Below are 13,093 nucleotides of genomic sequence, written 5' to 3' on the forward strand. Positions count from 1 at the left end.
GCCGCGGCGATGGTTTCACCCAATACCGTCAGCAGCGGTACCGCGGGCGGTTGAGCATTGACTGCGGGTGTCCCCATCGAACCTCTTTCGTACGAATATCGGCTGCCTCTTAGTGCAGGAAGGCGTCGCCACCCAGATCGCCGCCGGCATGTCCGGCCAGATCGGTACCCGCATGAGTATCGGTGAAGAGGCTGGAATCGCTGTGTCCGGTGACCGACGTGTCCAGATGCGATCCGGCCGAACTGTCGAGTCCGGAACCGAAGGCATTCGAAACGTCCAGCGACGACCAGGTATTCGCGGTGGATCCGACGGTCGAAGCGGCGCCGCCGGTCAGTGCCGAACCGGCGTGGCCGCCCAGATCCGCGGCGCCGTTGGCGGTGCCCTGCGCCGCGGCGCCGGAGTGCACCGTGGAGTCGACGCTCGACGAAAGTCCACCGCCGAGGCCCGCATCCGCCGAGCCACCGGTGGAAAGGCCTGTGGCCAAACCGGTTCCGGCGTGCGCACCACCGCCGAGGCTGGTTTCCAGGCCACTGCCTGCCTGGACGCCACTGCTGATTCCGCTGGAAAGACCGGTCTCCAGACCTGTCCCCAGATGTGTTCCGGCATCGACGGCGCCCTGCGCTCCGGTGGACACACTGCCGCCGAGCCCGGTGGCCGCACCGACGCCGGTGGACAGCCCCGTCTCCAGACCGGTAGCCGCATGGCCCCCGGCATCGACAGCACCGCCCAAACCTGTGGACAGCCCCGCACCTGCCTGCGTCCCGGCGCCGACCGCACCGCTCACACCCGAAGACAAGCCCGCACCGAGCTCCGAACCCGCGTGCGCACCGGCACCAAGCGCGCCGCTCACACCCGCACCGAGCTCCGAACCCGCGTGGGCACCGGCACCGAGCGCACCGCTCACACCCGCACCGAGCTCCGAACCCGCGTGCGCACCGGCACCGACCGCGCCATTCAGCCCCGAGGACAGGCCCGCACCGAGATCGGCGCCCGCCTGTGCACCAGCGCCGACACCTGTGGACAGCCCCGCACCGGCCTGCGTCCCGGCGCCGACGGCACCGCCCAGCCCTGTGGACAAACCGCCGCCCAGATCAGCCGCGCCACCGATGGCACTGGAGAACCCGGACGTGGCGTGCGCCCCAGCGTCACCCAGATCCGATCCGACCTGCGCACCGCCGCCGAGAGCACCACCGAGACTGCTCGACAACCCGCCACCCAGCTCAGCACCCGCACCGAGCGCCGCGCCGGTAGCCAAACTCGACTCCAGCCCCGTCGTCACCTGAGCACCGGTACCGATCGCGGACGAAGCCCCACTCGACACCCCGCCACCGAGCCCAGCACCGGTATCCACCACGCCGCCGAGCCCAGCCTCCAGCCCACCCCCGAGCCCACTCGCCGCATGCGCCCCCGCATCGAAGGCCCCCTCGATCCCCGAAGTAGCCTGCGCCCCAGCATCAACAACCCCATTCACCCCTGTGGACAACCCGCCCCCAACACCCGCACCCGCCTGCGCAGCCCCACCGATCCCGGTGGACAACCCTCCCTCCAGACCGCTCGTCGCCTGAGCACCTGCATCGACAGCACCACCCAGACCGGACCCCGCCTGCGCACCACCACCGATTCCCGTGGACAACCCTGTTTCCAGACCACCGGCAGCCTGCGCACCAGCGTCAACAACACCACCGAAACCACTGGACAAACCGACGCCCAGATCGGCACCAGCCTGCGCACCGGCACCCGCCGCGCCCGCGAGACCAGTCGACAACCCGCCACCCAGCTCAGAACCCAACTGCGCACCACCACCAATTCCAGTGGACAGACCGGTTTCCAAACCACCAGCAGTGTGCGCACCAGCATCAACAGCACCACCGAAACCCGTGGACAAGCTGCCACCGAGATCAGCACCAGCCTGCGCACCGGCACCTGCTGCGCCCTCCAGGCTGTTCGACAAATTGCCACCAAGGCCTGTGGACAAGCTGCCACCAAGCCCACCCGTCGCGCCCTCCAGACCAGTCGACACCCCGCCACTGAGCTGAGAACCCAACTGCGCGCCACCATCGAGCGCACCACCAATTCCAGTGGACAACCCGGATTCCAAACCACCAGCAGCCTGCGCACCAGCATCAACAGCACCACCCAGACCTGTGGACAAACTGCCACCCAGATCGGAGCCCGTCTGCGCGCCGCCGCCAACGGCGCCGCTCAGTCCTGTGGACAGGTCGGCACCCGCCTGGGCACCAGCACCCACGGCACCTCCCAAGCCGGTCGACAGACTGCCACCCAGATCAGCGCCAGCCTGCGTACCAGCGCTGACAGCGCCGCCCAGACCTGTGGACAAACCGCCACCGGCACCTGCCGCGCCCTCCAGGCCAGTCGACACACTGCCGCCGAGCTCGGAACCCAGCTGCGCACCACCATCGAGCGCGCCACCAATTCCAGTGGACAAGCCGGTCTCCAGACCACCGGCGGCCTGCGCACCAGCACCCGCGGCGCCACCCAGATCGGTGGACAAGCTGCCGCCCAGACCGGCACCCGTCTGTGCCCCGGCACCGACCGCACCGCCGAGACCTGTGGACAGACCGGCACCGAGATCGGTCCCCAGTTCCGCGCCGCCACCGACCGCGCCACTCAGTCCGGTGGACAGATCAGCACCTGCCTGGGCTCCGACGCCTGCCGCGCCTTCCAGACCGGTCGACAGACTCCCGCCCAGATCCGATCCCAGCTGTGCACCGCCGCCGAGCGCGCCACCGATTCCGGTGGACAGGCCGGTTTCCAGACCACCGGCAGCCTGCGCACCGGCATCAACAGCACCACCCAGACCGGTGGACAAGCCACCACCCAGATCGGAGCCCGCCTGCGCACCGCCGCCAACGGCGCCGCTCAGTCCTGTGGACAGGTCGGCACCCGCCTGGGCACCAGCACCCGCGGCGCCCCCCAAGCCGGTCGACAGACTCCCACCCAGATCGGAGCCCGCCTGCGCACCGGCGTTTACCGCGCCTGTCAGGCCTGTGGACAGATCAGCGTTCGCATCGGCTGCGGTGCCGATTGCGCTGGAGAAGCCGGTCGATGCCTGCGCGTCGGCGTCCAGTGCGCCGCCCAGGCTGCCACCGAGATCGGCGCCCGCACCGACTGCCCCGCCCAGACCGGTCTCGAGGCCCGAAATTGCTTGTGCCCCTGCACCAATCGTGCCGCCGAGACCGGCACCGAGATCCGTACCGAGCTGGCCACCCGCACCGACAGCGCCACCGAGACCCGTTGCGGCCTGTGCACCCGCATCGACCACACCACCCAGACCAGCACCCAAATCCGCACCAACCTGACCACCCGCACCCACAGCACCACCGAGGCCTGCCTCCAGGCTTGTGCCCAGGTCAGCGCCTGCTTGGGCACCGGCACCAAGGGCACCGCCGAGGTCGGCACCCAACTGGGTGCCCGCTCCGATGGCGCCGCTCAGCCCGGCGCCGAGATCGGCGCCCGCGCCGACTGCGCCACCGAGCCCCGTCTCCAAGCCCGAAATCACCTGCGCGCCGCCGTTCAGGCCCGCGCCGAGAGCCCCCTCCAGCCCCGTTCCGACCTGCGCTCCGGCACCGAGTGCACCCTCGAGACCAGTGGCGAGATCGGCACCGGCCTGCGCTCCCGCGCCGAGCGCGCCACCCAGCGCACCGCCGAGACCCGTCACGGCCTGTACACCGGCGCCGATGGCGCCGCCGAGACCGGCGGTCAGATCCGCGCCCGCGCCGACAATGCTGCCGAGACCGGCGCCGAGGTCGGCTCCGGCCTGCAGGCCCGCGCCGATCGCGCCGTTGAGCCCGGCACCGAGGTCGAGCCCTGTACCGACGCCGAGGCCGAGGTCCGCGCCGAGGTCGATATCGGTGCCGAGGTCAACGCCCGCGTCGGCGGCGGCACCGAGTCCAACCGCGGCGGCGGTATTGGCGCCTGCGGCGGCACCGGCATCGACCGCCCCGGCGCCACCGGCCGCCACGATCGCCGACAGCTGTGAGCCGCCCGCGATCAGGGCCGATTCGGCGACCATGGGGGCGACGGCGGCGATATCCTCCGGCGTCACGGCGGGCAAACCGGCAGCTGCCAGCGCCTGGCCGGGGTTGGCGCAATAACCCACCGCGGCCTCGTGGTCACGGAGCAGGTTGAGAATGAACTCCAGAATCGCGTTGGGTGTCATCGAAATCATCTCCTGGATGAGCGGACCCTCGCGATCCGCAGTCGTTGGAATGCATTTCACGCTAGGGACGCCCGGCGTTACTCCGAAACGGGGTGCACCCCTACTGCGAACCGCACGTTCCCGTTAGGGACCCCCGAACCATTAGGGGAATTTCCCCGCACCTTCCCCGACTGAGTAACGGCTGATGCCCAGCAACCGACAGAAGTGTTGCGGCTGGCAGGTCCACTGCGCCTTCCCGTCTATACAACAGCGACTACCGGGCCACACAGTTTTCGAACGGGGTTCTCGAATGACAGAGCGTCTGGCGCTCGGCATCACTGTCGGAGCGTCGAATTCGGTCGCCGTGGCGACCCCGGGGGACGGCAGCGACTATGACAGGGGTCACTCCGGCGACGCTGTCATCACCCATCCGAGTGTGCTGCGCCTCGCCCCGCATGCGGCGCCCGCATTCGGGAGCGGCGCTCGCCCCACCGGCAGGCACTCCAGTGACGTTGTACTCGAGGGCTTCCTCGCCCGGGTCGGGGATCCGGTGGATATCCTCGCCGAGGACGGAACCGCCCACTCCGCAGCGGATCTCGTGGCCACCGCGGTCGGCTGTCTGATCGATGAGATCGGGGCCGGCGCCGCGCACTCCATGGTCGCCTGTCATCCGGCGTGGTGGTCGCGGCATACCGTCGACGTGCAGCGGGCCGCGCTGGATCGCGCCGACTTGCGCGAGGTGACCTTGGTTCCGGAGCCGACCGCGTCGGTGCGCTGGCTGGAGGCCGCACACGGCCCGCTCGGCGACGGCACGGTTGTCGTATACGACCTCGGCGCTTCCGGCCTCACCGTCTCGGTGGTCCGCACCGGGGCGCAGGCGGCCGTACTCGGCGCGCCATTGCGCACCACCGATGTCGCGGGCGCCGAATTCGATCTGTTGACCATGCGCTATGTCCTGGCTAATGCCTTACGTGGAAATGATTTCGATCCGTTCGATCCGGTGGTGGAACGGGAATTGTCGGCATTGCGCGATCGCTGCCGATATGCGAAAGAAGAGCTTTCCACAAATACCGCGACGGTTGTCCCGGTCCGTTTGAACCCGGACGATCACCACGCCGAAAACATCCGGCTGGTCCGCGACGAACTCGAGGACCTACTGCGCGGCCCCTTACTCACCTCGCTCGATCTCATCCGCGATGCGGTACATCGCGCCGGACTCGATATCGGCAATATCGGCCGGGTGCTGCTCACCGGCGGCGGCGGCGCGATCCCGCTGGTGGCCGAGTTGATCTCCACCGAATTCGCACTCCCCGTGGTCGCGGCCCCGCAACCACGGCTGACCAGCGCGCTCGGCGCCGCCGAACTGGCCGCGGACTTGATGTCGGTCACCGTGGATCGCACCCCGGTCGCGGTCATGGGCAGCAACGCGAAAACCGAGGAGCTGCCCACCGTGCCGCGGCCGGTCGAAAAGTCCGCGAACAGCTCCCGCGTGACCAGTAGCGCGGTGGCAAGCGGCGGCCTTTTCCACGATGACACCGTGCCCAAAAAGACCCTGCCCGGCACGAGCGACCGGCCCCGCCGCAGGCTCAGCGGCCGCCAGCGCGCCGTCATCATCGCGGGAGCGGCACTGGTGCTCGGCGCACTCGCGACCGGCACCGTCGCCATCGGCACCGGCGCGCAGCCCGGTCCGACGTCACCGGCAAGTTCGGATCCGACGACAACGCCGGGCGCTTCCGTCGTCGCGGCGACCAGTGACGGCAGTCCCACCGGTTCGGCGACGACCTCCGCGAAGGATTCGCCCGTCGGTAGTCCGAAACCGAAACCCACTGCGGGACAACCAGGTTCCGCCGGAACGAGCAGCGTCGCGGTGGCGAGCAGCCAACCCGTCGCAGGCGAGTCCGCCGACGGCCAGACCACCCAGAACCAACCGGCTCCCGGCCAACCGGCACCGGCTACGCAGCCGACGGCGGAAGCTCCGGCAACACAGACCCAACCCGCGCCACAACCGCAGCCTGCCCCGCAGACGCAGACGCAGACACAGGTGCAGATCCCGACCGTGCCGTCCCTGCCGGCGAACCCGCTGAGCGACACCCTCGGCGGCGTCCAATCCGCACTGCCCAAGATCCCCGGAGGCAGATGATGGGTGATATCGCCTTCGACACGCTGCCCTGCGCACGCGAGATCTTCCGCGAATTGGACTCCGCGGACCGGGAACCCGTCGTCTATCTGATCAGGGGCCGCTCCGGCTCCGGCAAATCCACCCTCCTCTCGGTGATCCGGGCCCGCCTGCGCGCCCACGGCATCCCGTTCCGAGACGACCCGGTAATGCCCGAACACCTTGCAGCGCAAGCAGGCTCGGTCAACGGAGCGCATGTGACGGCTGACGCCCACCGCGCCGACGGACAGCACCCCGACCACGACGATTCGCACACCATCGGCGCGGCCCACGCCACCGGCAACGGCCACGGAACCCGAACCGCCGAGAAAACCGACATCATTCAGCGCACCGATAACGGAGCGCATCCGATCCACCGCCTCGACGGCGCACACCCGCACACACCGCGCCCGGCCCTGATCATCGACAACGCCCACACCCTGAGCGACTCGGATCTCGAATCCCTCTGCGCGACCATCGAATCCGGCCGCTACACGGTCATTGTCGCGACCCAGCCGCGCCCGCACGATCCGCAACTGCGCACACTCGCCGACACTGTGGCCCGCCGCGGCCGGGTGGCCGATCTGCGGGCGCTCGGCGTCTCCGATATCGCCCCGTTCGCCCGCGAATTGGGTATGGCGGTGCCGCGCCCGGTGGCCCAGCACATCCATCGTCAGACCGCGGGCAGCCGCGGTGGCGTGGTGGCCGCGCTGACCGCCGCCTGCTCGGCCCGCCTCGACGCGGGCATCCGCGCCGTCGACGACGCCGTCGCCGCCTGGGCACGCGCCCTTCTGGACAACCTCGAGCCCGATCTGCTGGAAACCCTGGTCGTCGCCACCACCGGCACCGGCCTGGATTCCTCCGAACTGACCGAGGTCCTCGGCGTGGACACCGCCGCGGCCCAAGAACTCATCGACCGGGCCAGGGCCAGCGCACTGGTCACCGATGCCGATCTGTTGCTCGAACCCGCCGTCACACCGCTGCGCACCCTGCTCGGCGACCGCCGCTTCGTTGCCGTGCAGCGTCGTCTACTCAACGCGCGATTGGATGCGGGCCTGCTGCGCGATCACACCGCGCTGCTGCTCGCCGAATCCGGTGTCCGCGACCAGCGTCTGGCCGAATTCCTCTGCGCCGCAGCCGAAAAGGCGGGACGTGAGGCGGTGCGCTACTACGCCGCCGCGGCGGCGACCGGCGCGGATCCGGACGTCATCGCGTTGCGCTGGGCGGAGGCGGCCGCATGCACCGGCGACGGCGATACCGCCATGCGACTTGCCGAACCGGTGCTGGCTCGTCCCGGTGTCACCGGCGCGGAACTGGCTGCGGCCGTGCGGATCTGCGCGGCGGTGCTGACCCGCCGCGGCCTGGTCGGGCGCGCGGCGCAACTGTATTCCTGGCTCGGCGCGCATCGGGTCGGCGCGGATTGGGCGGTCGGCGCGACCGTGCAGTATCTCGCCGGTGAGGTGACCGCCGCCGCGGAGTTGTCCGAATCGGCGACGCAGTGGCCGCCGACCGAGGCCAACGCGCACGCACGCCTGATCGCCACCGCACTCGCGCGCACCATCGTCGAACACGGAACCGGCACCGCCACAGCCGTATCCGCGCTCATCCAGGCCGCGCAGGCCGATGCGGGTACCGACCGGTTCCTGCCGTGCACCGCGGTCTCCATCGCGACGCTGCTGTGCCTGAGCACCGGCGAACCACGCCGTGCCGGTGAGGCGCTGCGCCGGGCCACCACCAGCGGTCTGCGCTGTCACCAGTTGCAGGTGCTGACCGCCTGGGCGGCGATGCTCGGCGGCGACGAACAGGCCGCCGCGACCACCGTCGCCGCACTGCAATTGGATTCGCTCGATATTCGCGACCGCCTGCTCGCCCATGGTGTCGCGGTCGGTCTGGCCCGCCGCGGCGGCGACCACGCCGAACTCACCCGCGCCTGGCAGGCCGCCTATCCGCTCTTCGACGACGTCGACGCCGACCTGCTCACCCTGTTGCCGATCGGCGAGTTGTGGCTCGCGGGCATTCGGCTACGCGACGAACGCCGGATCGCACCGCTTGTCGATGCCAGCCTCGCGCTGCTGCGCCGACTCGACCAGCCGCCCGCCTGGGCCAATGCCTTCCACTGGTACGGCGTGCAGGCCGCGATCGCACACGAGAGCCCGGAGGAACTGCTCCCGCACGCCCGGCTGCTCAAGGCCGCGGCCGAGTCCGGTGACCGGCATGCCGCGATCCTCGCCGACGCGGGCCGCACCTGGGTGCTGGTGCTGCGCGGCCAGGTCGCCGCGGCCCCGGTGCAGGCGGCGGTCGCCGGACTCAGCGAGATCGGGCTGACCTGGGATGCCGCCCGGCTCGCGAGCGAGGCCGCACTCGCCGCCGCCGATTCCGCTACCGCGACCACCCTGCTGAAACTGGCCAGAACCGTCCGGGCCGACGCCCGTCCGCAGGAGCCCGCGGCTCGTCCGGCCGCAACGGCCGCGGGCGACGGTCAGGCCGCCGCCCCGGAACCGGTCGCCGACGCGGCGATTCTCAGCGAACGTGAACGCGAGGTCGCCGAACTCGTCCTACTCGGTTTGACGTACCGGGAGATCGGCGCTCGCCTGTACATTTCCGCCAAGACGGTGGAGCATCATGTCGCCCGGATCCGACGCCGGATCGGTGCCCGTTCCCGTTCGGAGTTATTGTCGATGCTCCGCGCCATGGGACACGGCTCGCTGCTGGTGTGATCGGGGTGCGGCCCGATCCGTGACGCCGAAGCGAGGTATTGAGGATGGCCACTGGGGTGGGCCTGCGCATCGCCGAGGACAACTGCACAGCGGCCATCGTCACCGATAACGGCGAACCGACGTTCATCGTCCGCGAGTCGATCCTGCATATGTCCGATGACGGCGACACCGTCCTCGGCGGACCGGCCCCGGCCGGTCATACGCATTCGATCACCGGTTTCGCATCCTCGGTCGGCGATCCGGCCGGTATCTCCGTCGACGCGGGCGAGGCCTACCGGGCCGAGGATCTGGTCGCGACCGCACTGTTCTGCCTGATCAATCTGACCGCCGAACATCTGAACGGCGCCGCCGAGTTCTATGCGACCTATCCCGCGGGCTGGCCGTCGGAGTACGTGCTCTCACTCCGCGACGCACTGGACTATCTGGGCCTGAAATCGGTACTGCTGGTCAGCGAGGGTGACCTCCCCGGCAGCGACGCCGTCGCACCGGAAATGGCCTACGCCTACGACGCCGCGCGCGCCGCGCTGGCCGCGGTGCTGGCGACCCCGGCCGGCGCGACCCCGCCGGATCCGGGCAATGCCGAGAACTCGACCGTGGTCACCGATGTCATCCCGGCGGTGCCGACGCCCGAGGTGCAGCCGCAGGCCTATTCGGCGGCGATGCCGGTGGCCGCACCGCTGATCGCTTCGACCGCGGTCGAAGCGACCACCCCGGAGCCGCCGCCTGCCGCGCCCCCCAAGAAGGACCGCGGCACACCGCTGCTGATCGCGGTCGCGGTCGGCATCGGCCTGATACTCGGCGGCATCGGTGTCGCCGTGCTGTTCCGAGATCCCGGCTCGACCCCGGTGCCGCAGGTGCGCGACGCCAAATCCGATCAGGTCTCGACGAGCCCGGCTCCGCAGCCGCCGGTGGACCTACCGACCGTGCCGGAAACCACGCCGCCGCCGACCACCGAACCGCCGGTCGTCATCACCAGCAGCGAACCGGAGACCACCGAGCCGACCACGACACCACCGACCACCACGCCCGCACCGACCACGACACCGCCGACCACCACCCGGCCGAGCCGGACCACGACCACCCGTCCCGGCTTCCCGATGTGGACGCCGCCGACGTGGACGCAACTGCCGTGGCAGCAGCCGATTCCGTTCGAGTTGGCGCCTCCTGGTTGATTTCGCAGCGACCTACCGGGGTTTGTGCCTTAAAGTGATCCGCTGACCGGTGTAGTGGCTGGCACATCTCGTGCCGACGAAGGGACTTCATGCGCAAGTTGGTGGCGCGCAGCGCCGCGGTCAAGGCAGCTTCGATCGGATTCGCCGCGACCGTTTTCATCGCACCCCTGCTCGTCACCACCGCCGCTTCGGCCGAACCGACAGCACCCGGGCAGCTTTCCGCCGAGAACCTGCCGCCCGAACTCGTCGAGGCCATTTCCCGCGATCTGAAGATGACGCCCGCGGAGTATCTGGAACGCTCCGCCAAGGCCCAGGCGCTCAGCGAATACGCGGAGTCGTTCCGCAGCGAGCGCCCCGACACCTACGCGGGCGCCTGGCTCGGCACCGACGGTAAGCCGGTCGTCGCGGTCACCTCGGTCGACGCCGCCAAGATCGCCGCGGCCGACGGCTACCAGACCCATCTGGCCCCGATCTCGGCGAACGGCCTGGAGAACTCGCTGATGCAGCTGAATCAGTGGATCAACACGCTGCCCAGGGAGATCTCCCAGTCGATCAACTCCGTCGCGGTCGACTTCCTGAACAGCCAGCTGGTGCTGTCGGTCGCCAATACGCCGGTCGGCCACGCGCTGAACCTGCCGACCCTGATCGCCAACGTCAAGGTCATCCTCTCGCCCAATAGCGGCGGCCCGATCGAACGGCGTCCGATGGGCGGCGACACCTACATCACCGCGCCGACCTCGCTGAAGGACACCTCGCTGCGCGGTGTCGATGTGTGCTCGTTCGGCTTCAACAGTGTGGACGCGGCCGGTAACGCGCTGAATATCAGCGCGGGCCACTGCGACCCGAACCTGGAAAAGGACGACCAGCACGCCGCGGTCTACCTGCCCAATATCAGGGACATCCCGAACAGCATCGAGCTCGGCAATTTCGTCAAGGCGCGCCTCGGCGGCCCGACCGCGCTCGACTACTCCGTCATCAAGCTCAACGAGCGCTCGGTCAATGCGGGCATGGACCAGCCCTCGGTGCGCGGCTCCAATGGCACCACGCTGACCATCACCGGTACCGCCGAGCCGGTCACCGGCGCCCCGATCTGCAAGTCGGGCCAGTCCTCCACCTTCACCTGCGGGTTCGTGGTGGCCGATCGGGTCGAAACCCAGCTGTACACTGCCGAGGGCGTGAGCAAGACCGTGCGCGGCTTCGCCAGCTCGGCCTGCACGCTCGGCGGCGACAGCGGTGGCGCGATCGTCTCCGGCACGCTGGCCCTCGGTATCACCAGCGGTTCCAATGCCGCCGACGCCCCCGACTGCAACGAGGCCAATATCGCCCTCGCGCAATACGGCGGCACCGCGACCCTCGGCATCCCGATCCGCTCGATCCTGGCCGATATCGACTCCTCCGCAGGCGGCGGCGTCGGCACCGGCATCGCGCTGCGGACCCGTCCGAACGCTGGGTGAGAGGGCTTGTCGGACACCGTATTTCCGACAAACCGACCGCCGGTCCGTTAGTGGGCCGAACAACATCCCCACATAAGTAGGCATAACCGGCCGGACACCTTAAGGTATGGGCATGCTCCTGCCACGTATAGGTCAGTTCCGATCAGCTGCGCGACAGACCCGGGTCCGAAAAACAGTTATCGCCGCCTCGGCGGCGATTCTGCTGTTCGGTCCGACGGCAGCAGTGGCGAACGCAGAACCCGACCAGCCGGCCCTGCCCGCCGACCTGGTCGCCGCGGTCGCGCGCGATCTGAAGATCTCCCCCGAGGAGTACTTGCACCGGGCCGATCTGGCCCAGCAGCTCGCGGCCTTCGCCACCACAGCGCAGCGCCAGTTCCCGCAGGTCTTCGCGGGTTCGTGGCTCGCTGACGGCGGCAAGGCGGTCGTGGCGCTCGCACAGGGCCCGGGCGCCGACGAGGCGCGCCAGGCGGCCACGTCGGCCGGATTCGAGGTCCGCAATGTCGCCAAGAGCGAGGCGGCGCTGCGCGGCGAGAAGAGCGCGTTCGAACGCTGGCTGGAGGGCCAGCCCGAGGCGGTCTCCGCGCTGGTGCGCGGTGTGGTGGTCGATCCCGTCAACAACAGCATCGCGGTGCGGGTCGAGCAGGCCGGCCTGCCGATGCCGAACTTCGTCGACCCGTCCCGGGTCATCGTGACGGCCCCGCCGATCGCCGGTGAGCAGCTGCAGACCACCCCGGTCGCGGCCGCGATGCAGACCGGTCCGCTGGCCGGTGGCGACGGCTTCGCCTCGATCGCCGGGAAGACGTCGCTGCGCTGCTCGCTCGGCTTCAACGGCACGGACCGGGCAGGCAACGTCGTGAACATCACCGCGGGCCACTGCAACCCGGACATTCCGTCGGCGGGTTCGGGGAATGCGGCAGGCGTCTACGAGCTGGCAGGCGATCGGGCGGGCGCGCAAGTGGGCACGTTCCAGAAGTCGGTGCTCGGCTCGCAGGACTACTCGATCATCCGGATCAACGATCAGGCCAAGGACCGGTTCAGCAACAACTTCGTGCGCCAGCCCGGCCAGCCGGTCGCGGTCGAGGGCGTTGCCGTGCCGGTGGTCGGTGCTCCGGTCTGCAAGTCCGGTGCGCGCACCGGCTTCAGCTGCGGCATCGTGAACGCTGTCGACCAGACCGTGCAGGTCGGTGACCGGGAGCTCACCCAGGCCTTCTCCGCCAACATCTGTGCCCTGCCCGGTGACAGTGGCGGCGCGATCGTGTCCGGCCGGATGGCGCTGGGCATCTCCAGCGCGTCGTCGGTGGCCGACTTCCCGATCTGCGAGATCCCGAATCTGATCGGTGCGCTCACCGGCAATGCGCCGCAGCTGTTCGCCCAGCCGGTCAGCGTCGTTCTCTCGGACAACCCCGGCCTCAAGGTCAACAACTAGCTGCACCCCG

Annotated in this window: 7 protein-coding genes and 1 pseudogene; 6 read left to right on the top strand and 2 right to left on the bottom strand. The window is 69.7% G+C overall.

Translation table 11 applies throughout. The features are described from left to right. Positions 1-109: 109 nt before the first annotated feature. On the bottom strand, positions 110-1,279 hold the full coding sequence (locus NP3_RS50725) for a hypothetical protein (protein ID WP_245721166.1): 1,170 nt from the start codon (positions 1,277-1,279) through the stop codon (positions 110-112). Positions 1,280-1,399: 120 nt separating this feature from the next. Between NP3_RS50725 and NP3_RS50730 the strand changes: the two genes are divergently transcribed. Next, positions 1,400-4,000: a hypothetical protein gene (locus NP3_RS50730; protein ID WP_157124613.1), complete on the top strand. Its 2,601-nt coding sequence runs from the start codon at positions 1,400-1,402 to the stop codon at positions 3,998-4,000. Between the two features lie 33 nt (positions 4,001-4,033). On the opposite strand, the pseudogene NP3_RS51625 reads toward NP3_RS50730, so the two are convergent. Beyond that, positions 4,034-4,189, bottom strand: a pseudogene (locus tag NP3_RS51625) (IniB N-terminal domain-containing protein); the annotation flags it as partial. Positions 4,190-4,469: 280 nt separating this feature from the next. On the opposite strand from NP3_RS51625, the gene NP3_RS29305 reads away from it, so the two are divergent. The 5 genes from NP3_RS29305 (at position 4,470) to NP3_RS29325 (ending at position 13,083) form a co-directional block, all read left to right on the top strand. Next, a complete protein-coding gene (locus NP3_RS29305; protein WP_063044839.1) occupies positions 4,470-6,299 on the top strand; it encodes an Hsp70 family protein in 1,830 nt (609 codons plus the stop codon). After that, positions 6,299-9,031, top strand: coding sequence for a LuxR C-terminal-related transcriptional regulator (locus NP3_RS29310; RefSeq protein ID WP_063044840.1), 2,733 nt, complete (start codon positions 6,299-6,301; stop codon positions 9,029-9,031). The genes NP3_RS29305 and NP3_RS29310 overlap by 1 nt, the downstream gene beginning before the upstream one ends. A 44-nt stretch (positions 9,032-9,075) precedes the next feature. After that, on the top strand, positions 9,076-10,203 hold the full coding sequence (locus tag NP3_RS29315) for a hypothetical protein (protein ID WP_063044841.1): 1,128 nt from the start codon (positions 9,076-9,078) through the stop codon (positions 10,201-10,203). A gap of 89 nt (positions 10,204-10,292) precedes the next feature. Further along, positions 10,293-11,657, top strand: a complete 1,365-nt coding sequence (locus NP3_RS29320) for a S1 family peptidase (protein WP_063044842.1) — start codon at positions 10,293-10,295, stop codon at positions 11,655-11,657. Positions 11,658-11,880: 223 nt separating this feature from the next. Continuing rightward, a complete protein-coding gene (locus NP3_RS29325; RefSeq protein ID WP_373864794.1) occupies positions 11,881-13,083 on the top strand; it encodes a S1 family peptidase in 1,203 nt (400 codons plus the stop codon). Positions 13,084-13,093 lie beyond the last annotated feature (10 nt).

This window comes from Nocardia pseudovaccinii NBRC 100343, from assembly GCF_001613225.1.
In the GTDB taxonomy this organism is placed as follows: Bacteria; Actinomycetota; Actinomycetes; order Mycobacteriales; family Mycobacteriaceae; genus Nocardia; species Nocardia pseudovaccinii.

Excerpts from the sequence above, each read along its gene's own strand:
- NP3_RS50730 (WP_157124613.1), top strand. The coding sequence starts at position 1,400 with ATGCGCCCCCGCATCGAAGGCCCCCTCGATCCCCGAAGTAGCCTGCGC.
- NP3_RS29305 (WP_063044839.1), top strand. The coding sequence starts at position 4,470 with ATGACAGAGCGTCTGGCGCTCGGCATCACTGTCGGAGCGTCGAATTCG.
- NP3_RS29310 (WP_063044840.1), top strand. The coding sequence starts at position 6,299 with ATGGGTGATATCGCCTTCGACACGCTGCCCTGCGCACGCGAGATCTTC.
- NP3_RS29315 (WP_063044841.1), top strand. The coding sequence starts at position 9,076 with ATGGCCACTGGGGTGGGCCTGCGCATCGCCGAGGACAACTGCACAGCG.
- NP3_RS29320 (WP_063044842.1), top strand. The coding sequence starts at position 10,293 with ATGCGCAAGTTGGTGGCGCGCAGCGCCGCGGTCAAGGCAGCTTCGATC.